The sequence below is a fragment of the Streptococcus sp. HN38 genome (assembly GCF_028335765.1).
GTDB classification, from domain to species: Bacteria; Bacillota; Bacilli; order Lactobacillales; family Streptococcaceae; genus Streptococcus; species Streptococcus suis_P.
On the sequence record NZ_CP116604.1, the window covers coordinates 1795508 to 1817318 of the forward strand.

At 43.0% G+C, this 21811-nt stretch carries 32 protein-coding genes; all 32 read right to left on the bottom strand.

Annotation, left to right across the window (positions count from 1 at the left end; translation table 11 throughout):
- Window positions 1–6 precede the first annotated feature (6 nt).
- On the bottom strand, window positions 7–4242 hold the full coding sequence (locus PHA78_RS08585) for a phage tail spike protein (RefSeq protein WP_272158005.1): 4236 nt from the start codon (window positions 4240–4242) through the stop codon (window positions 7–9).
- The gene (locus tag PHA78_RS08590; protein WP_044760452.1) at window positions 4239–4934 is read right to left on the bottom strand and encodes an adenylosuccinate synthetase; all 696 of its coding nucleotides are present in this window, start codon (window positions 4932–4934) and stop codon (window positions 4239–4241) included. Before PHA78_RS08590 ends, PHA78_RS08585 begins: the two co-directional genes overlap by 4 nt.
- The gene (locus tag PHA78_RS08595; RefSeq protein WP_272158007.1) at window positions 4934–7285 is read right to left on the bottom strand and encodes a phage tail protein; all 2352 of its coding nucleotides are present in this window, start codon (window positions 7283–7285) and stop codon (window positions 4934–4936) included. Before PHA78_RS08595 ends, PHA78_RS08590 begins: the two co-directional genes overlap by 1 nt.
- Window positions 7275–7658, bottom strand: a complete 384-nt coding sequence (locus PHA78_RS08600) for a DUF5361 domain-containing protein (protein WP_272158008.1) — start codon at window positions 7656–7658, stop codon at window positions 7275–7277. The genes PHA78_RS08595 and PHA78_RS08600 overlap by 11 nt, the downstream gene beginning before the upstream one ends.
- Complete coding sequence (locus tag PHA78_RS08605) at window positions 7655–7933, bottom strand: hypothetical protein (protein ID WP_099871402.1); 279 nt, start codon at window positions 7931–7933, stop codon at window positions 7655–7657. Before PHA78_RS08605 ends, PHA78_RS08600 begins: the two co-directional genes overlap by 4 nt.
- A gap of 10 nt (window positions 7934–7943) precedes the next feature.
- Window positions 7944–8531 (bottom strand): phage tail tube protein, encoded by a 588-nt coding sequence (locus tag PHA78_RS08610; protein ID WP_272158009.1) that lies wholly within the window; start codon window positions 8529–8531, stop codon window positions 7944–7946.
- A 15-nt stretch (window positions 8532–8546) separates the two neighbouring features.
- Window positions 8547–8882: a hypothetical protein gene (locus PHA78_RS08615; protein WP_024419287.1), complete on the bottom strand. Its 336-nt coding sequence runs from the start codon at window positions 8880–8882 to the stop codon at window positions 8547–8549.
- The gene (locus tag PHA78_RS08620; RefSeq protein ID WP_061842805.1) at window positions 8879–9118 is read right to left on the bottom strand and encodes a hypothetical protein; all 240 of its coding nucleotides are present in this window, start codon (window positions 9116–9118) and stop codon (window positions 8879–8881) included. The genes PHA78_RS08615 and PHA78_RS08620 overlap by 4 nt, the downstream gene beginning before the upstream one ends.
- Window positions 9111–9449, bottom strand: a complete 339-nt coding sequence (locus PHA78_RS08625) for a hypothetical protein (RefSeq protein WP_272158010.1) — start codon at window positions 9447–9449, stop codon at window positions 9111–9113. The genes PHA78_RS08620 and PHA78_RS08625 overlap by 8 nt, the downstream gene beginning before the upstream one ends.
- Window positions 9436–9831, bottom strand: a complete 396-nt coding sequence (locus tag PHA78_RS08630) for a phage Gp19/Gp15/Gp42 family protein (RefSeq protein ID WP_099871405.1) — start codon at window positions 9829–9831, stop codon at window positions 9436–9438. The genes PHA78_RS08625 and PHA78_RS08630 overlap by 14 nt, the downstream gene beginning before the upstream one ends.
- Before the next feature lie 3 nt (window positions 9832–9834).
- Window positions 9835–10059: a hypothetical protein gene (locus PHA78_RS08635; RefSeq protein ID WP_024376862.1), complete on the bottom strand. Its 225-nt coding sequence runs from the start codon at window positions 10057–10059 to the stop codon at window positions 9835–9837.
- Between the two features lie 10 nt (window positions 10060–10069).
- On the bottom strand, window positions 10070–10969 hold the full coding sequence (locus PHA78_RS08640) for a phage major capsid protein (protein WP_105096901.1): 900 nt from the start codon (window positions 10967–10969) through the stop codon (window positions 10070–10072).
- A 3-nt stretch (window positions 10970–10972) separates the two neighbouring features.
- Window positions 10973–11431, bottom strand: coding sequence for a capsid assembly scaffolding protein Gp46 family protein (locus PHA78_RS08645; RefSeq protein WP_024376864.1), 459 nt, complete (start codon window positions 11429–11431; stop codon window positions 10973–10975).
- A 79-nt stretch (window positions 11432–11510) separates the two neighbouring features.
- A complete protein-coding gene (locus tag PHA78_RS08650; protein ID WP_272158011.1) occupies window positions 11511–12923 on the bottom strand; it encodes a terminase large subunit in 1413 nt (470 codons plus the stop codon).
- A gap of 55 nt (window positions 12924–12978) precedes the next feature.
- Window positions 12979–13245, bottom strand: a complete 267-nt coding sequence (locus PHA78_RS08655; protein WP_053863764.1) for a hypothetical protein — start codon at window positions 13243–13245, stop codon at window positions 12979–12981.
- A gap of 60 nt (window positions 13246–13305) precedes the next feature.
- Window positions 13306–13530, bottom strand: coding sequence for a hypothetical protein (locus PHA78_RS08660; protein ID WP_024376867.1), 225 nt, complete (start codon window positions 13528–13530; stop codon window positions 13306–13308).
- A gap of 9 nt (window positions 13531–13539) precedes the next feature.
- Window positions 13540–14274 carry an ORF6C domain-containing protein gene (locus PHA78_RS08665; protein WP_050571442.1) on the bottom strand — a complete coding sequence of 245 codons (735 nt, stop codon included), beginning with the start codon at window positions 14272–14274 and terminating at the stop codon, window positions 13540–13542.
- 17 nt (window positions 14275–14291) lie between these two features.
- The gene (locus PHA78_RS08670; protein WP_024376869.1) at window positions 14292–14519 is read right to left on the bottom strand and encodes a hypothetical protein; all 228 of its coding nucleotides are present in this window, start codon (window positions 14517–14519) and stop codon (window positions 14292–14294) included.
- Window positions 14520–14634: 115 nt separating this feature from the next.
- Window positions 14635–14796: a CopG family transcriptional regulator gene (locus tag PHA78_RS08675; protein WP_099779929.1), complete on the bottom strand. Its 162-nt coding sequence runs from the start codon at window positions 14794–14796 to the stop codon at window positions 14635–14637.
- Between the two features lie 230 nt (window positions 14797–15026).
- Window positions 15027–15371, bottom strand: a complete 345-nt coding sequence (locus tag PHA78_RS08680; RefSeq protein ID WP_024378297.1) for a YjcQ family protein — start codon at window positions 15369–15371, stop codon at window positions 15027–15029.
- Window positions 15372–15388: 17 nt separating this feature from the next.
- Complete coding sequence (locus PHA78_RS08685; RefSeq protein ID WP_099807186.1) at window positions 15389–15622, bottom strand: hypothetical protein; 234 nt, start codon at window positions 15620–15622, stop codon at window positions 15389–15391.
- A 4-nt stretch (window positions 15623–15626) separates the two neighbouring features.
- Window positions 15627–16847 carry a hypothetical protein gene (locus PHA78_RS08690; protein WP_180273821.1) on the bottom strand — a complete coding sequence of 407 codons (1221 nt, stop codon included), beginning with the start codon at window positions 16845–16847 and terminating at the stop codon, window positions 15627–15629.
- A complete protein-coding gene (locus PHA78_RS08695; protein ID WP_105159326.1) occupies window positions 16837–18099 on the bottom strand; it encodes a hypothetical protein in 1263 nt (420 codons plus the stop codon). The genes PHA78_RS08690 and PHA78_RS08695 overlap by 11 nt, the downstream gene beginning before the upstream one ends.
- Window positions 18100–18194: 95 nt before the next feature.
- Window positions 18195–18533 carry an HNH endonuclease gene (locus PHA78_RS08700; RefSeq protein WP_044775285.1) on the bottom strand — a complete coding sequence of 113 codons (339 nt, stop codon included), beginning with the start codon at window positions 18531–18533 and terminating at the stop codon, window positions 18195–18197.
- A gap of 141 nt (window positions 18534–18674) precedes the next feature.
- The gene (locus PHA78_RS08705) at window positions 18675–19241 is read right to left on the bottom strand and encodes a site-specific integrase (protein WP_024376879.1); all 567 of its coding nucleotides are present in this window, start codon (window positions 19239–19241) and stop codon (window positions 18675–18677) included.
- A gap of 123 nt (window positions 19242–19364) precedes the next feature.
- A complete protein-coding gene (locus PHA78_RS08710) occupies window positions 19365–19802 on the bottom strand; it encodes an ArpU family phage packaging/lysis transcriptional regulator (protein WP_099778733.1) in 438 nt (145 codons plus the stop codon).
- On the bottom strand, window positions 19744–20013 hold the full coding sequence (locus PHA78_RS08715; RefSeq protein WP_105129435.1) for a hypothetical protein: 270 nt from the start codon (window positions 20011–20013) through the stop codon (window positions 19744–19746). Before PHA78_RS08715 ends, PHA78_RS08710 begins: the two co-directional genes overlap by 59 nt.
- An 8-nt stretch (window positions 20014–20021) precedes the next feature.
- The gene (locus PHA78_RS08720) at window positions 20022–20189 is read right to left on the bottom strand and encodes a hypothetical protein (protein ID WP_162840673.1); all 168 of its coding nucleotides are present in this window, start codon (window positions 20187–20189) and stop codon (window positions 20022–20024) included.
- Complete coding sequence (locus PHA78_RS08725) at window positions 20180–20455, bottom strand: hypothetical protein (RefSeq protein ID WP_024376882.1); 276 nt, start codon at window positions 20453–20455, stop codon at window positions 20180–20182. Before PHA78_RS08725 ends, PHA78_RS08720 begins: the two co-directional genes overlap by 10 nt.
- Window positions 20445–20831 carry a hypothetical protein gene (locus PHA78_RS08730; RefSeq protein ID WP_024376883.1) on the bottom strand — a complete coding sequence of 129 codons (387 nt, stop codon included), beginning with the start codon at window positions 20829–20831 and terminating at the stop codon, window positions 20445–20447. The genes PHA78_RS08725 and PHA78_RS08730 overlap by 11 nt, the downstream gene beginning before the upstream one ends.
- Window positions 20832–20839: 8 nt before the next feature.
- Window positions 20840–21226: a hypothetical protein gene (locus tag PHA78_RS08735; protein ID WP_024376884.1), complete on the bottom strand. Its 387-nt coding sequence runs from the start codon at window positions 21224–21226 to the stop codon at window positions 20840–20842.
- A gap of 9 nt (window positions 21227–21235) precedes the next feature.
- Entirely contained in the window at window positions 21236–21652 is a 417-nt protein-coding gene (gene ssb / locus PHA78_RS08740; protein ID WP_272158013.1) for a single-stranded DNA-binding protein, read from the bottom strand.
- Between the last annotated feature and the right edge of the window lie 159 nt (window positions 21653–21811).

The window sequence follows — 21811 nt, forward strand, 5'->3', positions numbered from 1 at the left end:
TCCTTCCTAAACTTTTGCTGGTAGAGTATAGCTATAACCCCTCTCTGTCGATTTATTGTTGTGTAATAGCTGTAAGTTGTCGATGATCAAATTTATGGTATCTCTCATACTCGAGTATGTCGTAGCGTTTTTCCACAACCACAAATCCCCAACTTTTATCTTGGACGAAGCGCGGTGTTCAGCATTAAATGCATCGATGTCTAATTTCCCAGGCAAGGTATTGATATTCCATCCATCCGCTGCTTCAAACGCTGAGCTTGCCAATCTGACCGTATCTCCAACCACATCGATTTGGTCAATGTTTGCACCGTTCCAAGCCCTAATTCCAACAAATCCGCCATCATTCGAGGACTCGGAATTCCAACGGTTGGAGCCTATTACGGTCACTCCAGCATTTCCTTTTCCAGTAACCGTACCAGTTGCGAACTTGACAAACTGGGTAGGATAGCCGTTTAAAACACGTTTGAGAGCCGCTTGGTCCGTATAGTACAGAATTTGACCAGCGTTTAGATTGACTTCCATGGCCCTGTTCGTGGCTCTCATCAATCCACCTGTAATTTGACTAGCCGATAGCGTAACTGCCTGCACGCTTGTAATGAATGCATTCTTTGCGAATAACTGCTTAAACAAGGCTTCGTTTGCTGTCATTTTATTAACAAACGCTTGGTCAAAGACCATCTTACTACCATCGATACTATTAGTAGCAATCCTTGCCGCGCTTAGGTAGCCAGAGGTGATTTTCCCAGCATCTAAGCTACCAATCATAGCGTTCTTGATTACGCCATTATCAATCAAAGTCTGACCTGTGATATGCGTCAGTCGACCATCGATTCTATTAGTACCATTAGCCAGTAAATTGATTTGGTTAAGCACTGTACCAGCACTAGTCAGATTTTTAATAGCGTACGAATTATTAAGCTGACTAACCTGTGTAGCTGTACCGCTAATCTTATCCTTGACCTCGGTTAGAAATAGACTATCAGTCATGACCATACGAGCGACTTTGTCTTTGATACCAGTTTCCGTTGAGCCGATGATACGCTCGTAAAGATTGACCGTCTCACGTACAGTCTGCAAGTCTACTTGGTTAGCCTTCTGAGATTGCAAGGTCGCAAATCGCCCGTCGACCGTGGTCTTATATTCAGCGATTTTTGTGTCTGCGTAGGATTGTTGGTCTTCAGGAGCGGGCGACCAGTCAGTCGCAATCGCTCCGCGTTCAATTTTTGCTCGACGAATAATAGGTTTTACTCCCGTGCCGTAAGTGCCATAAAAGGCTAAGTAACTATTTGCTAAACTCACTGTTCCCTCGGTTGGAGTAAAGGTCACATGGAACCTTTGCCACTCCGTTGTGACAGTCAAGTTTTTCCATAGACCCGAATATTTAGAACCTGATCCATTTTGCTGGTATACAGCGACTTGTCCCGCTTGAGATGCTCTCAAGTCAAAACTTAAGGTATACTCAATCAGCCCATACTTATCAAAAACTGGGGCCAAGTCATAAGGTGTTCGCAGAAACTCTGCGTGACTTTGTTCGCTGTTAAAGATTTCGGTGTATTCATCAGTGCCTGTCAATAGATTGGTACCGCCTACATACAGACTTTCAAACCGCTGACTAATTCCGCGAGCGGTTTCTTCAAATACCGACTTAGCGACATAGTCTTGAGTAACAGCTACACGCAGAGCTGATACTTGGCGAGCAGTCTCATCACGACTAGCGGTAAAGTACTGACTAGCTCGTGTCCCTTCCGCGTTCTTGTAGGTTTCTAGGCTCTCTAATCGAGTATTGATTGCAGTCGCTGTCTGCTGAGCGTAGGTCTTAGCATCTACTGCCTTTCCATCTGCCAGTTGGATTTGACGGGATAACTCTGCGCTTGCTTCATCTGCTGTACGCTTATAACTTGCGATTTCGGAGCGGAGGTCTTCTGGAGAAGCCTGCCAACCTAAATCAATATTTCCACGTCTGAGTGATACTTTTTCAAATTCCACTTCCCCAGTGAAATCCCTTGCATAGATATTAAACTCCATACTGCCTATCTGGCTACGTGGCACATTTACTTTGAAAGTAGTGGTAAACTGCACAACTCCTCTATTATTGACTGCTTCCAAGCGGGCGGCTGTCAAATATGTTGCGCCAAACCATGTTTTTACGCTGTCGTTCTTTCTACCGCTTATATACAGCGCAAGAAATGGATTTATAGAACCAGCCACATAATTAGTGACCTTAACTGAGATTGATGCTATGTATACTTGGCTAACATCGTCATTAGCTATCTGAGACTTGATACTTTGGTAAATGTACTTAGTTTTATTAAATTCTCCTGTAATTCTCGCTTTACCATCAACTATAGTCACTCCAGTTCCTTGCCATTGGTTCAAGTTTTGATTAAAAGAGCTATTGAGCAGAAGGTTGTCTTCTATCCGCAAACTCTCAAACCGCTCCGTCACCCCATCTATGCCACTCTGCAAGTCAGCAGTCTTTCGATTGATACTCTCAATCTGTCCTGTCTGAGTATTGACGGTCTGTGTTAGAGCTTCGTATTGGGTCCTCGTTTGGCTCAGAGTGTCTTCGACTGACTTAGTCCGACTTGTGACACTAGCGATGTCTCCAGTCGCCTTAGAAACGGTTTTAGAGAGTTCTGCGACTGTTGACCTCGTTCCATCTGCCAAAGTCTCGACTGTCGACACACGATTGGTCAAAGCCGTCTGTGCTCGTGCTTGCTCCAAAATCTTGCTAGCTTGCATGTTGAGGTCGTTTCGCAAAGCTGTAGCACTCGCTTGACTATCCCTAGCCTTTTGGTCTGCACTAGCGATTGCCGTCTGCAGTTCGGACTTGGCAGTGTTTAAGGCTTGACTGACCGTCGCAACCTGCGCCCTTGCATCTGCGATTGCCTCCGTCTTGACTTGGTTAGCTCTAGCTAGTGCACTAGCAGCATCAGACTTGGCCTGGTTGGCAAGCGACTCGACAGATTGGGTTTTAGACAATATATCTGCGACCTGTCTGTCGTGTTCCTGTGCCTGTGCTTGCATGGAGGTGTTGACTTGGGCGATTTCAGTATCAATACTTCTCTTGATATTGTCTGCATGCCTCTCAGCCTCCGCCCTTGACTGCTCAATACCGTCGTTGATTTCCTCGACTCGCTTTTCAAACTCAGCGTCGAAATGACGGTTTGCATTGTCAATTTCCTTCTGCAGTTTCTGTTCAAAGGATGCTGATAACGTATTTGTAGCTTTATCTACACTACCAGCAACCATACTAGCCACTGTAGAGCCAAATGTCTGCGACACCTTACCAAATCCGATTGACTTCAATCGCTTAGACATCGGTCCGAAATGGTAGCTAGTAATTTTCAAACGCAAGTCCACATCGAATCGCTCGTGGAATACACTTACCGTGTCGAACATCTTAACAGATACGTCAGACTTGCCTTTGACATCCAAATTGATTGAGTTTTCGACCAGATCGCAAAGAGTCGAGCTAAAATAGCGCTGACCATAAGCTGTCAAGCTAGCAACATCTGTCACATCCTGGTCATTGACCTCAATGTCTGCTTCGTAGATGTGACGATATTGCCCAATCAACGGACTATCCACAGTCACTGCAATTACACGGTCTGCCTCACCCTCAGACTGTCCTTGGATTGTCTTTTTGAGGTGCAGTCGTGTCTTTAAGTTGTTAATGTTCTCAGACTCTTCATAGCTACTGAGATTTTTCTTGTACATAAACAGCGACTCATTCTCAATACCGCCGTTTTTTAACAATTTAACCTGGTACTTGTCACGCACCAAGTCACCACCCCACTGACCGACAATAGAGTGTTTATCCTTGGCCAAAGCAGCCATTACAGATACATTGGACTCATTAAACGTATGACGGTCTAATATGTCACTAAAAAACGTAAATGGACATGGTCGTTTAACGCTACCTGCCAAAGCAGTCATAGCCGTCTGCCCTGATACCCTGTCAACCGAGATAGTGTTGATAGAGTAGTAATTCAAGAGTGTTGCGACCTGCTTAGCATAAACCTGCACATAGCCATTTACTTTCTTTACTTCAAAAATGAAAAACTCTTGCTCGCCGTGCAGATCATCAGCCAGCAGAAAGACTTCTCGTCTAAGTAGATTCCACTTCCCATCAGTCAAGGGAAATTTAAAGGAAAGTTGGTAGGTACTATTGGCTTCCTGCACGATGTCATCATCATAAGCAAGATTGAGCGGGATATTCCCGTCTTTAAGATAGATCAAACCTTGTACCTCCAATTCCCTTTAATCGTTATTTTCGTAACTGTCCCACTTGTCGCGACACCACTCCGACCGACAGGTATCTCGAAGAATGGACCACGTTTGCGAATGGTGTTCTTTACAGCACCATTCTTATCATAGACATTCTGTCGTTTGTGACGGCAGTCGATGGTCGCTCGAGTATCCAAATCTAATTCCATGACCTGCTGACCAATGGTCAAGGTCACACGACCAGAACCCTCTATGATAATGACTGGCTCAGAATAGACCGTGCCAGGATTTTGAATAGAACCAGATGAAGCCAAAACGACGTCAGCTGGATTTTTAACATACCGAAACGGATGCATATAGACAGCAATTTCAACTTTCCAACGATGCGGACCAAGTGGCACGTAGCTACTAGATACCAAGTCGCAGTAGAAAAGGCTGTCCCTCAGATAGCCGAATTCTACCCTATTATTTTCCGACTGAAAAACCTCAATCAAGCGCATAGCATCTGCCAAATGTCGTAGCGTGATGATAAATGTCCTGTTGTAGCCATCATACGCACCCTCGCTGACATGTAGTTGCCCATTGGCACCATAGACTTCCACCAACTCAGACCGCTCGACTGAAGTTTGTGCTTTGCCAAAGTCAAGAACATGGCAATCAGCCAAGGTCGAAGTATCTAAGCCATTGATGATCATATAGTTCATTAAATACCCTCCCTTGCCATAATCGCACCTTGATGCATATAGCTATTTTGAGCCATTTTTTCACCGTCCAAATAGACGGCCAACTCCTTATCCACCAAAGCAGACAGGAAGCGCTCAATATTTGCCAAACGAGCACTTAAGCTACTACCTCCATCACTTCCAGCCAAATCGCCAGTAGAAGACAGCAAGTTTCGACGTACATCCACCGATGCACTCGAAGTCATATCATAAGCCAAGGACTGATTTTCAAAAGGCTTAGCAATTGCTCCAGCCATGCCAGATACCGTCCCCATGACATCCTTAAATCCAATTTGTAAATTGGTATTCAAACCTTGCATGATAGCAAGACCAGCAGGCTTCAAAAGAACTCGGTCATAAGAGATAGGACCTTTGTTTTTCGCGATCCAGCCAGCAATACCGCCTACGAAACTCTTGACACCCTCCCAAGCAGACTTCAATCCACCCAAGAAGCCATCCATAATCGCTTTACCAGCTCCAGAAATATCGATATTGGCAACTTCCTTGATGGTGGAGACAACCGTATCAATGACCCCATTGACCGCCTTCCCAACACTAGATACAACATCCTGAAAGCTAGTAAAGGCTGACTTAACACCCTTGATGACACCGTCAATAATGTCCTTAGCAACCTTAATGGCATCTTGAATGCCCATCCAAGCCAAAGAAAAGACATTTTTAAGCACATCAACAGCATTTCCAGCTCCAGAAAAAGCCAATTTGATCCAGTCAATGACTGTTCCAATGATATTTCCAGCCGTCTGAATAGCTGATTGAATGTTAGTCCAAGCCGACTTGATAAAAGCACTCAAACCTTCCCCAGCCGTACCCAGATTACCAAACATACCGATAGCTACACCAATCCATTCAGCAATCGTACTCAGCACAGGCTGAACGAAATTCAAAGCCTGTACCAAAAAATCGACCACAGGAGTCAGGAACTCGATAGCCACTTTTAAAGCATCGAAAGCAAATCCGACACCTTCAAGAGCTCCTTTTACAACACCTCCAAGGAAGGACCCCAGAATTTGCAAGACAGGCATTAAAGCACCGCTCAAAATGGTTATCAAAGGTTGAGCAGCATTCCACATAGACACGAAGGATTGAACGACTGAGTCAATGGCAGGGCTGACAATGCTCATGAAGGTCTGGAAGCCAGCTTGTAGAGCTGGTAAAATAGCACTTATTAAGGACTGGAAGCCTGAAAAGTCCATCCGAGCAATACCGTCCATAATCGTCGTAATCACTGGACCAACAGCCGCACCAATCGCCGAAAAGAAACCAGGTAATTGCCCAAAAGCCGTCTGTAGCCCTGCTATGACAGGCTGAAATGCCGTCAAAATCCCTTGAAATTTTGAAGTAATAGGGGTTAAATCAACACTCATTCCAAGACTCGAAAACAAACCCTGAAACTGTTGAGCAACCAAAGGACTAGCCTCAGCGATAAACGTTCCAATCGCAGTTGGCAAACCCTTGAATACATTCCCAACCATCGGAATAAAGTTTCCGAATAAAAAATTAGACGTTGTCGACGCTAAGGCTTGTAATTGTGGCGTGATATTCTCGCCCAAAGATAAGCCTGCAAGTGTGTTAGCCCAACTTGCCTTCATTGCAGCAAGCGAACCCGTGTAGGTATTCTCAGCCTCTGCAGCTGCTACACCTGTCAATCCCATACTTTCCTGGACAAGGTGGATAGCCTCTACCACATCCGCATAGTTACTGATATCAAACTTGCGACCCATAGCAGACGGCAAGCCCTCAGCAGTCGTCAACAAACGTTCCATTTCAGCCTTTGTGCCACCAAAGCCGAGTTTAAGATTATCCAGCATGGCATAGTTGCCACGGGCTAAACTTTGATAGGTCTGTTGGATGACACCGATATCGGTACCCATTTTAGCCGCATTGTCCGTCATATCCATGATAGCCACGTTTGCCATGTTGATGGCCTTGGTCGAATCACCACCAAGAGCCTGTTTCAGGCTAGCCCCCATGGACACTGCTTGTTCAGCGTAGGTGTTCGCGGATATACCAGCTTTATACGCTTCCTTGGCAAAATTCTTAGCAGACTTTTGAGCGCCGTCATAGATAGTATCCAAACCACCAAAAGATTGTTGCAAATCAGCACCAGCTCCAAGAGCCGAACCGATAATTTTCCCAATCCCTGCAGCTGCAAGTGCTCCACTTAAAGCAGAGACGAGCGAGGCGCCAAGACTTGACCCGGCAGATCTACCTGCGCTATCAACTTCGCCACCCAATAATTTTGAAATCGACCCGCTAATGCCTTTTGCAGACGGAACTATCTGCACATAAGCAGAACCCAAATCAGTCGCCATGCTCCTCACCTCCAATCTCTATTTCTAGCGCACGCATAGCACGTTCAAACTCCTCACCAGATGAGAAGACCCTCTCTTCACGTTCCACTTTCGACCCTTCCAAGGCTTGAGTGACAGAGTTTGGACGATTCCGTCCAGCCTGCCCGTCCTTGGTTTTAGCCCAAAAGAGTAAGCGAACCGTATCATAGATACCTGCAAGTAGCAGAGTATCCAAGTCTTCCTTCTGACCAGACAAGACCTTCTTAATCCGTGATGACTCGCCCAAACCATTAGCAAAAACAGCTACCCGCAAAACAGGTAGCTGTCGATAATCATATATGCCATAAGTTTCAGCCAAATCACAGACAAGAGCATCCTCGTCTACCGCAATCATTCTGGCGAGGATTGCGAGTTTTTTAAGTCTTTGACTTGTTCAAAGACATCCTTGATTTCAGCACCAAGAGCAAGAATAGGCACCAGTCCTTTTTCTGTACGGACATGCTCCTTGAGTTTCTTCGCTTCTTCACCGAGTAACAAATTGACAATCCGAATCATGGCACTGCTGTCTCCAGCTTCTTCAGCAGCGATTGCCTCAAAAAGCTCATAGTTTTCCAAACGGTCTTGGTCAATGCTAATCACAAGACCTGTACTGGTTTTTACTTCAAACATTCAAACCTCCTTACGATGACGACGGCGAGCTTGTTCCTGTTGACTCGCTAGCTCCCTTAATGTACTCATAGTGTGTATTGCCCTTGCTATCTGGCAGAGCTTGGATAGTCGTTTCATACCCAGCCAAATCACTATCAGTGTAGGTAATCTCCCCAACTTCCAGCACCTTAGCATTTGGGATGACAATCCGCTTCTTCGCACCATTTTTCAGCAGCATATCCACTACCAATGGATGCGTAGGCAATTCCTTAGAGTTGACCTCCACAGTAATCCCTGATGCAAGGTCGCCTTTCACATTTTCAGGACCATAGACCTCTTTTAAGACATCCACATTTAACACCTCAATGAGTGTGTAGGTAAATTTGTCTGATTTTCCTGTTTGAGGAGTATCAACCACATCACCGCCCCAGGCTTTCAGTTCTTCCGATTCACGAGTATCCTCGTTGGTCAACCCATCCTCTGAAATGTAGCCTAAGTTTTTAAAAGCTGTGTTTAGCTTAGTAGTCGCATTGGTCGGCAAGCTCGTTCCCGTTGGAGCTGAGGAAATCGCCCCAGCAATATCAGGCTTTGCCGATGACACAAGTTTTGCATCTGCCATTTAACAGTCTCCTTTTCAAAAATAAATAAAATCCACCACCGCCTGATAGCGATAGCGTTTGGTTTCCGTATCTGTAAAATTATAGTCCGAGTTGAGTTCTACCTTACTGATACTCGATAGCCCAATCATCTTCTCAACCACCGTTTTGACCTCTTCATTCAAAAAGGCAGCCTCTTCCAAAGACTGCCCATAAGATTGTATCGCCAAAGTCGCTTGATTCAGATGGTTCTTCTTGCCACCGCTCGTCTTTTCAAAAATCACAAAACACTCAGGCATTTCCTCCTGATGTTCCGTATAGACAGGCACAGAAAGATGCTCGGTTAAAAAGTTCAACGTGATAACTTCAATCATGATTTTACCGCCTTTAACAAGGTATTGTGCTTCTTGTTGTCCCGTTTAGCTTGAAAGCTATCCGCATAGACCATAGCGTTGGCACGAGTCTTACCGACATAGATATCCGATTCATACCCATCGCCTGCACGGTTTCGGATAGCATTTGCCTTGTCAGTCAAAACTGCCTGCATCTCAGGCGACTTTAACAAGTCACGGACACCTGCACGGTTCAACTTAAATTTCATGCTAGCCATATCGTTCCACCTGCACTTTCTTATTCCATTCAAGCGGGATCAGATGGTCAAGACCTTCCAGCGGTTCACCAACTGTTCGCCATCGCTGACCGAAAAAACGAACCTCCCTGTTCGTCCAGTTGTGAACATCGCCTTTAGGAATTGCAAGAGTATAGTCAACTTTCTTTCCAGTTAGATTGATTTGATTGGTGATATCCTCAGTTGATGCAGGAACAATCAAGACATTCTCAACCACAATCTCCATATCTTCAAACTTCGGATGACCAAATGAGTTTTTTCCAGTCACCTGCTTGTCAATCAAGACTACAGGTACACCCTTAATCCGTCCCATAAATGTCCCTCGCTCCAAAACGTTGTTTCTTCAATCCCAATCGCTTCAGCTCGCTATCTTTGATAAAGAGCCCTCCTCCTGGTACTAGAAACGAGCCAGACACCGAATAGCCAAGAGCTGACTCGTTGAATTGAGTCATCGGCTCTTGGTCTGTTGATGTCATGAGAGTACGAGCAACCACATCGACTGTAACGGATTTGACAACCGAAGCAAAGATAGGATTGTCCGAAATCAACGCATCCAAATCCTTCCCGACTTTTTGAGCTTCATGACGTATAGAGTTTGACACAACTTCAAGTAAGGCTTCTGCCCGCTCCGTTTCGTCAAATTTCAACACCCGCCACAAAGTTTCCAAATCGGATATTGTCGCAAAAGGAGTCATAAGCTACTCCTCTTCATTCAGATTCTGGCTTTCTTGGTAAAGTTGCAACAACTCATCTTTATTCGCTTTCGGATTAAATTCAATCCCCAATTCGGTCAACATCGACTTCAATTCAGGCACTGTCGGAGTTTTTTGAACATCCTTCTCTTTAACTAGTTCCCAATCGCCTTTTAGTTCGCTATCTGTGACAACAACCGCACCTGTTTCTTTATGTTTATAAATAGCCATAGGGCACCTCCTAAGCTTGTTCGACACGAGCAAAGGCAGTTTCATCAAGGATACCCCAACCGATAAACGCCTCTGTACGTAGCAAAATCTCATTGTAAGCTTTCAAATCACGACCTGAGCCATCTGGATCACCATACTCAATGATTTCCATCGGGATATTTTCAGCATACCCCCACTTAAATTTATTTTTAAAGTCGCCCACAATGGCATGGTCAGTCTTGGCAGTACCGCCAGTCACGGTTAGCGTCTTGTTGATGTCAAGGTCCATGTTGAAGAAGTTATTTGGTCGCTGACCAAATCGGAATTCTGGGTACATAATACCATCAAATTTATCCTTGATTTTAGACATAGCCTGACCTGCAACTGGTGACATGGCAATGCCAGTCACTTCGTTTCCGTTAATAACAATAGTTTGAACAGCTGCATCAATGTTGTCATCAATTTTATCTGCACTATAGGTAATAACATTCCCTGTAATTACACCATCAAAAGAATTAGTTGCTTTAAATGATGCATCTGTTAAAGATTTTGGCTCAAGGCCATGGAGAGCTGCGATGTCAAAAGCCTCTGCCATCTTTTTAGCAAATCCATCGGCATAGTGTTTCAAGAAGTCCAACTGCTTCTCTTCTGATGCGTATTTAAATTCATCAGTCAAACGAGCTTGATAAACAAATTTAAGTGGCTTGATTACTTTTGATGTGACCGTAGCTGAACCAGCTCCCTTTAAGTCCCCTTCACCTACAATCTGTGCATTGCCATCCAGATTGAAAATAAATTGCTCAGTACCATTAAACGGAATTGGTTTTTGAGTAGATAGCTTAGCAAGAGTCGAATGACCTTGAACCTTTGACATAATTTCTTTTACTAATTCTGGTTCAAAAAGTGTTCCAGTTTTCATAGATGTTGACATATATTATTCTCCTTTATTTAAATCTTTTATAACGTGACGCCATGCAGCATCTTCACCTTTTACTTCTGGCTCAATACTTTTAAGTGGTGGAATTGGAGCTTGTGGTTTCATGAGACTTGCAAAGCGTTCCGCATCTGCCGTCAGGCTTGCTTCATCTTCACCTTGCAAACGATCAGCAAATTCAATAGGCAAGCCATATTTAAGAGCAATAGCCGTCTTCGTTTTCGCAGTTTCATAATCTGCAATGGTTGACTTATACCCTTCAATTTGGCTTTCAAAATCAGCTGCAGTCTGATTTGATTGTGCGACCGTTTCTTTGAGACCAGCATTCTCCGCTTCCAATGTTGAAACACGGGATTTCAGTTCGTCGTAGTCAGCATACTGCTCTTTTAGACGCCCCAAACGAGCCTTGATAATCGTATCTAGCTCTTCCTGTGTTTCGATAACTTTAAATTCAGACATATCAATGTCTCCTTTCTCCGCATTTCCCGTGCGTTCGGTAATATTTTTTGCATTAAAAAAGACAGGTCGCCCCGTCCACTTAATACCTAATTTGTTGCTTTTTCTTAGGCTTGGTTGTAGCACAAGCCCAATGCGCCAGCAAAGCACTGTCCATTAAACTAATATCCATATCGTCAAAGTGTGAGCGATAGCCAAAACCACCATTTGAGCCAATGTTCCGCTTATCACAGTTAGTCACGACCTTTGAAAGAGACGGTTGCCCATTGTGGCAAATCGTATGCTGGTAAATGCCCTGTTCCCACATGGAGTTAGCAATGATGATTTCCTTGACGGTTGGCAAGATGACATTACGGATTTTAGAGTCTTTCAACTCCTCCTCAAGCATCTTCTGGCCACTAGCTCCGTCGATGACGATTTGAGCCACATCAGCCTGCTTCAAAAAGGCTACCAGCCAGGCACTACCATTCCGAACGGATTGACAGTCAATGGTTTCTACAAAGAATTGACCGTCCTCTGTCCGAACAGCAATAGACAAGGCTACGTTGGTGCCGTCCTGCCCAAACTTGATGCCAGCAAATAGCTTGCCAGTCAGCTTCGGCATATCGTCAATCTTGAGTGCGTTCCACTCAGTCTCAGATATAGCTGATTTCTGGTTGTAAGTCGGCCAAAAACCCAAACGCTGCACATTATGGTCTAACTTATCCTCACCAAGCTCAGCCTCAATCTTACGTTCGTTCAAATGATAGCCCATGGACGGATTAGAGTTGTACCACGCAGCGACATCGTCAATCTCTTTCTCCTGATCCACGGACCATTCAGCCCAACCAGAATATTTTCCTTTCCCAAACAGACAAGTCTCGCGATACTTGGTAAAGACCGTACCACTTGAAACGGGTGTTGGCGGAGTTCCACACATGACCGTCATCGGATTATCCGAATCCGTCACGGTGTACTTAAGAGCTGATTCTTGCTCAGTGGTGTATTCCTGAGCCTCATCAATGATAAGCAAGTCGAATCCCTCACCAAGACCGCCAGTCCCTGTCCGAGTACGGAACTGGACCACACCGCCTGTCTCATAGAGTTCGATTCTTTCCTGCCCCTTAGCCCGAATAAAGTTGAAGTCCTCGCCGTCCACATAGCCCATCTTTTCCAGATAACGCTTGACCTTTTCAAAAGATGAATGCGATGTAGAAATGCGATGGGCAGTGTGCAGGATATTCAGACCATTGTGCAAGCCCCAAATCTCCAGCATATAGAGAATTTCCGACTTACCATTCCGACGCGGGATAGAGTAACCAAACTTTTGATGTACCCATAGACCGTTCTTGTCAACAGCCATGATTGGACTGAGCAAATTGACCTGCCAAGCGTAGCAAGATAGGCCTGTTCGCTCGTATAGCTCTATCGCTTCTTTGGCTTTAGAATTTCGTTTAACGTATTTGAGTATTACCGATTGAGTAGGATTTTGATTGCCAAGTTTCTTTCTTGCCATATTTTCGTCCTTTCAATCGTATCGCATGATAACCCTATCGCTGGGAGAAATTAGATCACCGACCCCTTCTCTTGTACCAAGGTTTCTGCAGTTGCTTAACCTGCTCCTGCAATTCAGTAATCAAAAGCCCCTGTTGCTCGAACAGCTGATTGATTGACTGGACATTCTTCGAACCGTCTTCCTCGAAACGCTCCATCCGCTGAACAACTTCTTCCACAATACCAGCCAAACCGTCAAGACTTGCTGAAGTAGCCAAGGCAAGAGTAGCAACTGCCGCCAACCGCACCTCCTGCTCACGTTTCTTCTTGATTCGCTTATTCATAGCGACCTCCTTTCTAGGTATAAGAAAAGCACCCGATTTCTCGAATGCTTATCGTTAGACTTAATGACCAATTTCTATTAGTTCAAGGTACGTCAGGCCAGAAGATTTTTTTAGAGCTTCAATTTTTTCAGACAACAAATCACGTTTCGTTCTAAGATTGAATAGAAAAATCTTATTACTCAACTTTCCCGAACGATTTAGGCTCATCAAGTCATCCATTTCCTCGACAAAATCAAGTTTAGCCTTGACAATATCTGCCAATAATGTAGCTTGCTTTTCAGTCATCACTTCCTCCTACTCCATAAAATCAAAACTCATCTGGCTGTTACAAGCCTGAATTTCCATTTTCAAGTTTGTGGACGGCTCCCAGTTCTTCCAGTAAGCATAGGCAGCCTCAATCGCCTTTTTCGGTAGCAAGTCATAGCGAGAAACACGGAAATGCTCCTTGAAATCATTCATCGCCTGTTGGAAGACACGTTTTGCTAAAGATTTGTCCATATAGGCAGGGCTATCCATCCCACCCATACAAGCTACCACACGCTTTTTTCTAGTCTTTTCCAAGTCCAAACGTACATCAGGGTTGATAGGCTGTTCAGCCTTCAAGTAGTTCAAATCCGCCTCAAATACATCTTGACGCTGACGCATACTCTTCTGAGTTTCCAAGACATAGATAAGTGCATCCTCATTGACCGTTTCAGGAGAGACAGTATAACCCCCAGTTTTACGAATAGTCTTCAAAATCTCCTTAACCTTTTTCTTGAATTGTTTAGCAATCGGCTTACGTGACTGCATCAAGACTTCATACAGACCATCTTCGGTCAAAAACCACATTTGACGGTTCTGACCTGATGCGAATAATGTTCGCATCAGCTTCTCGTCTTCATCAATATTGTTAATCATTTTCTGAGTGTCGGAATGCTCAATCCACTCCGCCACATCTTTTGCCAAAAACAAAGGCTCGTCCGCCGTCCCATAAATCGTAAAGTTCTTCCCCAGTACTTCCTGTTGATTTATAATTTGTAGTTCCATATTCATTTCCTTTCGTTTTAATTGCTTCTTTCTGCTCTGATACCTGCGATTCTTCCCATAACAAAGACTTGTGCAATAGCATCAATGAGTGATTTTCCTTGTTCCATTGCATGATTTGCCATACAATACAAATCATGTTTTTCCTGTAGTGTTAGGTCGTGAAATTCTGAGACCCTATACTCGTCTTGATAACAATCAGCAAAGTTCATTGATTGATACTGTTCGACTTCTTCGTAAATTGACATAATAAAAACTCCTTTGGGTATGACAAAGAAGCTCGTTTCTGATATAATGATTTCAGAAAGAGTTTCTTTCGAGCGATAAGGTATGACCTACGGTTTGGCGATTGCGGGTTATACCTTATTTTTTGATTTCATCATAAATCTTTTGAATACCGTCACGAATGACCTCAGATTTTTTTCTGTTGGTCTTTTTTTCTATGTATTCTAATTGCTCTACGGTCTTACTATCAACCCTAGCACGAATGACGGTATCCTTGTTGGATTTTTGATTGTCAGCCATTGTCTCACCTCCTTGTTATGTGGCTACATTTTTAATTATAGATAAATGTAGCTACATTGTCAAGAGGTTTTTGAAAAAAACTTCAAAATATTATTCAATTTTCAAAGGACAGTGATTGATAGCTATCATGTCCTTAATTATATTTCTCAAAAAGTGAAAAAATGGTAAAAATGCGAAAAAGTTTTAAAAATTTCTGCAACAAAAAAGCACCTGATTGCTCAGATGCCAGATTAGATAAATGGAATAATGGACTTGGTATCCTTAAGAAGATCCGTAGCTTTTTTGATAAAGCTATTATCCGTCAGATATTGAATACCTGCTGGAGTGATACCAATGTTTTCAAGCCCCTCAACCAACGGATACTTCTCACCCCAAACCTTTGACAAAGTAATACCATCAATGTACCCCTCTGTCAAAAGATTGTACATTACAAATCGCCAGTAAGTCGAACTAATCGTGAACAACTTCCCTTGAGCTACCAGATAAGTAGTGTCCACCGCAATATCTTTCTTCAAACAATTGTAAAGATAAGCTAGTATCTGGTAGACAATGACTGGATAATCATCTTTTGCCATAATAACCTCCCAAATGCTTATCCCCACCCAAACGACAACTCTTTACGATAGTTCCCGTCTTGGTCTTTAAAATTTTGTAAAAACTTCCCAAAATACTTCATGTTGGAATCGTCAAATGTATTTACACGAATATCTTTCGTTTCAGGGTTAAAAACAAGCGTTTGCTTATGTTCCTCCTTGTTTTCAGGGTAAATCTCATAGTGATAAAAACCATCGTCACCAATATCTATCAAAACAAATCTTAAATACATACCTTTACCCTTTCTTTTTAAATTCGTCGACAGCTTCGGAGTAATTAAATAATTCATCTACTTTTTTGTGAGCTGTATCATAATCCAACTTGCTAGTCACATACATATAATCATGTTCTAAGCGTTCATGCTTCAGCAAAATTAAATCATGTGGTTGAATGTTTTTTCCAGAAATCAATCTATCCCATGATTGAGCCATGTCAATGTCTGGTGCAAATAACCCCTTCCCATAATTCAACTCATGAACATTATTAAACACATGATCGAACGCTTTATCAACATCATCTTTTGAAAAGCCATTCATTTCTTTGAACTTCCCAATGTTCGAATAGATTTTACGTTTTTCCAAATCTTGATTGCTGTTTTTTATCCTGTCGTAGGTTAAATAAGCATGTTTTTCGGCTTTAATAAAATCCTTTGGCAAAAGCATGTCATTTGAATCGTCACGAACATAATTCTTTGCGCCAGCTTGAACTAGAAGTCCGATGCGCTTCCTTTCCTCTATTTTAGCATTTTTTAAAGGATCAGACCAACGTTTTGAGTGTGCATTCTGTTTTTTACCGTTTCCTGGGTGATAATCAACAGTACACCTGCACCGATTGTGCCTCCGCCAAACATCCTTTGGAACATCTGGATAGTTATAAACCCCCACAACAGCCCTACACCATTTACAACAATTACCACTTTCTTTTCTGACAACTTTCGGTGTCAACCCTGCCTTAGCATGAAAATCTGCATTCGCCTTGATAATATCATCCACAATCGACTGCGTGAAATTGACAATCGGTTCCTGCAACATCCAAGCAACCTTATCAAAATCATCTTCGAATGACAAACGATTGACAAGACCGTCAATCCTGTCCTGATTGATTTCTGGCACCTGCACCTGTAGACCAATATTTGCAGACTTATTCAAATCCTCCTGGACTTGAGTAGTATAACCACTCACAAGCTCGAAATTCCGCCCTAGCGTGTCCGCCAAGAGCCTATCCGCTATGTTGTAGTACATTTTACCGTCTGGCAACTTATCGCCCCTTACAGACGAACTGAGAGCCTCTGCTAGAATGTCTCCAACCTCCAGAGCAAAATCATTTGCTGTGGCATAGGTCGCCCTCTTCTTTTTCAACTCCTCAAAAGCACGACGGACAACCTCACTCTTACCATAGGATGCTTCAAACTTGTCCTGCACTTCCTTTAGCAAGTCTGGTAACATATCACGTTCCATTCGCCGTCACCTCTGGAATCACAGGTTTAGCTTCACTGTCACCAACAATTCCCGTCAAATCACGGATAGTCTCAGCTGTGATATAACCTGGCAAAGCTTGGTTGATTTTGATAGCACCGTCCCCTAGCATCGTCAGCGTCGTAGCATCAGCTTCAAAGAGTGGTTCCCATTTAGGAACAGTCTTGACAAACTGTTCTCTCAAAAACGGATACTCATCACGCAAGCAGGCAGCCACATAGGCGACATTCAGCAAGCCACTACCCAAACTGCGCTGAGCTTTCCGACCTGCCAATCGTAAGTTTTCATGGCTTGCTTTGATTGCCTCTACCGATGACGGATTGTCCGACACGAACCCAAGGTCATCCAAAGTCAATCCCATTTCCCCAGCAAAACCAGCCGCTGCAGTCCGCAACTGCTCCGTAAATGGACTCATGCTTGCCGTGGTAAATTGTCCAATGCTCGGCGCGTCACCATCGTCATCCTTAGTAAATTCCAAGAGACTTGTCACAGTCGCTTTCCATTTATCCATTGGTTCCGCATCTTGGCTTGTGCCCAAAACATATTTTTGCGGGAAGGAATAAAATTCAGCTGTCACATCGGCACGTTCCAAAGTCCTCTTAGCATACGATTGATAGTACATACCTGCACGAGTTATCCGACTACGACCAAACGGGCGAACTGCATCCGGCCTGTGAATGACTGGCACCAGTAACGGACGACCTGTCGGGTTGGCGACAGGCGTAAAAGTACCACCTGAAACATAAATTGTATAATCTGCCGTAAAGTAGGCCTCAAGTTTCGGGTTGCCATTGTCGTCCCGTTGTAAGACCGCATAGCCTTCGGTCAATAGCCCCGTAATTGGGTCTAGGATACCTGTCGCATTGCTGGACTCAATGACTTGCAGACGTACCCTGTCCTCGACTTTTGACAGATAGACAAAACTACACGAACCTATCAAGGACGATAGAACCACAGAGTCGAAAAAGACATCTGGATTATTCTGCTGAAAAATATCATTGACTTGAAACTGGTCATTGTCAAACTCACGGAAAACCAATCTGTCCGCTAAGCTATCCACACCTTTCGCACACCAGCCCAAGACCGACCGATACTGTTGACGGATATTTGGTGGAATGGTAATCCCGAACGAGCTATCTTTATGCTGCATAGCATACTGCTTATACCTCATCTCCACTCGAGGTTTGACCTCGTTCAGCTTTCGCCTGAGGTATCCAATACCTTTGTATTCCAAATTGGTCTCCTTTCAATTTTGGCGCGAGAAAAAATGTACAGTGACGGCGTGAAGCTCTGCCGAGGCGGTGGGGAGGGTGGTACCCCCCTATGTTCTCAACCTCGGTACTTCGTCCAATTCATACTTTGTGGTAAATTTCGATTGCCAACAACTTTCGTTCCATTTACCTTATCGTCAGCAAATAGTTTATCGGACTTCTGCCGATTGCATTGCCAATGAGCAAGCTGAAGATTGTTGATGTCTGACGGATGTCCGTTGCGATTGACAGGGATGATATGGTCAATCACAGGACTTAATGGATGCGGATAACTTAATGACTTATCAACGAGGTTTCCGCAGATGCCACATGTATTTCTTGTCTTAAGAATTACCTTCTTGTTCTTCTCAAAAGCTACCCGATGCGGACCACTTCTGTCTGGTCTAGTTTCAGCCATTTTTTACCTCCTGAAACACCTGTTGAAAGTAACATATCTTATATTCTGTTACGTTCGCTATAATCTACTCTAAGCTAGATGCACCAATACTTTAACCACATTCTCAAAAAATGAAAGTAACATGCTTTTATTTTGTTACATTCAATAGTCAAACGTCAGTATTGCTTCGTCTAATTCGTCCTGCTGATAACCAATATAAATTAGTGTTATTGTAGGTGTGGAATGGTTGAATATCTTCTGCAAGGTAACCACATCATGTGTCTGGATATAGTAATGATATCCAAATGTCTTTCTCATGGAATGACTACCTAGATTTTCAAGACCGATATGTTGACCAGCTTTCTTGACAATCTCCCACGCTGTCTTCCGTTGGATTGGGGCGAACTGAACACCATTACGTTTGTCGCGTTTTCTACTTGGAAATAGAAAGTCATAATCTTTCAGTTCTTTATTTTCTATGTATTGATTTAGGGCTTTTCTTAGCTTTGGATTGATGGCAAATGGCTTGGCTTTCTTGGTCTTCTTCTCGACCACAAACACCCTGTCACCCCTAACATCCTTGACTTTCAAGCCAAGGAAGTCACTGATCCGAATGCCAGAGTAAATTCCAAACATGAACAAGATATAATCTCGCTCGTTTCTCTCTTTCAGATAATCTTTGATACGTTCGATATCATCAACGTTCCGGATAGGTTCGACAGACCGCACTTGCTCACCTCCAATCATACAAAAAAGACAGGTCAATGCCTGCCTAGTTCCTGTTGTCTCATACTACTATTTTAGCATTGAAAATTGTATATTTCCTGCGGTCTTAATCCGTTTAAACTTCGCTCAAACTCCGCCCAAACTCCGTTTTTCAACCAACAACGCACCTCTACGGTAAATCTCTGCAAATGAAATCAATGCTAAATTAAGTAATTCATGATAGCGAGTTTCCTCATAACCGATTTTTTTCATGATTTCTTCCCTGGGTGTTGGATATGGTTTGAGGTATTTAAAAATCAGTATCAATCTTAGTTCTGGCTGTAAAATATGTGAAACCGAATATTCTATGGCTTCTAGCTCATTAACTGCCTCGACATGATTAAGGGCCAATTTCTCAACTTGTTGATTTGGTTTTGAAACACTTTGTCTAGGCTCAAAAGTGTATTGCTGAGTAATCTTTTGTTCCTGAAAATCGTTAGCAATATTTCGCCACATTTTGTACTTTTCAAGAGTGCTCTCTGCTTTCTCTATCGTCTTCTTCGTGTCCAATTCTGCTACAATCAATAGAATTTACCAACCTTCCTACTTCCTCTGCAAATGTAATGACTGCTTTGGATAATCCATCAATCACTTGTGCACAGCATATTGCGACATTTTGGGCAATCTGTTCAAGCGAAATATCATTTTCATTCAACCATCGAATCAGCTGTTCAAGTTCTTTCTGTCTTCTCAACTCTTCCTGCTTAGCTTTCTTTTTCTTGATTCTCTTGTTCATGCGTAACCTCAAGATGTTCTTTTCATCACATTCTCTTTAAAGTCATCAATTTCTTGCGTGACCTTTTTTAAAAGATTTTGTTCAACCATTACATCATGTTCGCTAGCACCTTCCCTTTTGATGTAGTGCTGCAAAGCATGTTTAACAATTTGCATTTGCTTGTACTTCAAATACATGCCTTCACCCTCCATTTTCTAGTATTAGCCCTTTTCTTGGCTGTTTCTCTAGCCATTTCGTCCCAGATATAGTCGGCATTTTCAAGCATGAGGTCCACGCATTTGTCCTTCAGGGTCTCGATTTCAATTTCTTGACGCTCTATGTCTTTGTATGCACGGTTGTAAAGTTCATCTTTCAGGAACTCATTTTCTTTGAGCAACTGAACTACATCAATTTCAATCTTACATCCATAGTCTGGTAACAATCTAATTCCATTAAAACTCATTTAATACCTCCATATCAAACCCGCTATCAATAAATCTATAAGCCAATTCTGGATTGATTCCATTGCCTAGCCTTTGATAAATCAAAGCCATATCTTCATCTGAAAAAAGTGTTCCTAGGTAACGATTAAGAAAATTTTTGGTAAATTCTCTAAAAAGACAATTCCGTTTCTCACTTTTAAATGGTTGCCCTTTTGCAATTGTCCTACTGCACCACATCAATAATTTTGCAATGATGTCTCTTCGTGACTGTACTCCTTCCAAACTAAAATACGTGTTTGTTTTTGGAATCAGTATCACTTCCAAATTCGCATTTATATATGACATTGGAAATAAGCCGAGCAGTTCTTTTAGTTCATTCATTAGTTCAGTATTCATTTCTTCCCCTAGCATTCGTAATTGTAGGCAAAATATAGATTTTCGCCTATCGGATAGTAATAGACACCGTGGTAATCATCTTCAGAATAACCACAAGATTGATCGCAGTATTCTCCGTCAAATTGCTCATCTCCGTAAGCACTGTGACAAATAATAAAACAACTCCGTAAGATACTATCAGATTCAATATTGATTAAAAAATCATTGATTCTCTTGTATTTACGAACACAATTTTCCACGAGCTTTTTCGGATAATGACCCTTTCCAATATCTCGAAACTCAGCCATGAAAACTATCTCGCTGTCCAATTCCGTCCATCTTCTTACCAAGCGAATGATCTGTTTTGGAATTTTATATGCTGCCTTTTGCTTTTTCTTTTTTATCCGTTTGTTCATCATATCCTCCTAAAACGGCAAGTCGTCATCTGTAATATCCATCAGCTGACCGCTCATCCCTGGTGGCATCTGCTCTTCGATGCTTGAATAATTTGCCGTATTATCACGCTTTTCCAATAACTGGAAGCTCTCAGCAACTACCTCTGTCACATAGACCCGTTGCCCTTGCTGATTTTCATAGCTTCTGGTCTGGATTCGTCCTGTAATAGCAATCAGATGACCTTTCTTGGTCCAATTAGCCAGATTTTCGGCCTGCTGACGCCACATCACACAATTAATAAAGTCAGCTTCCCGCTCTCCTGTCGATTGATTTTTAAAATTGCGGTTAACCGCCAAAGTAAAAGTCGCAACGGCTTGATTAGACGGTGTATAACGTAGCTCTACGTCCCTCGTCAATCTACCGACCAATACAACATTGTTGATCATCTATTATCTCCTCTCCCACGGCTGTCGCTGATGGCTATAATACGGGTACACCAGTCGAATTTTCCCTCTTGAAGCTAGCGCCCTATGCTCATAAGGCTTGACTTGCTCGTACAGCTCGTCTATTTTATCCAACATGCGTTGTCGCGGTGGTCGTCCGTC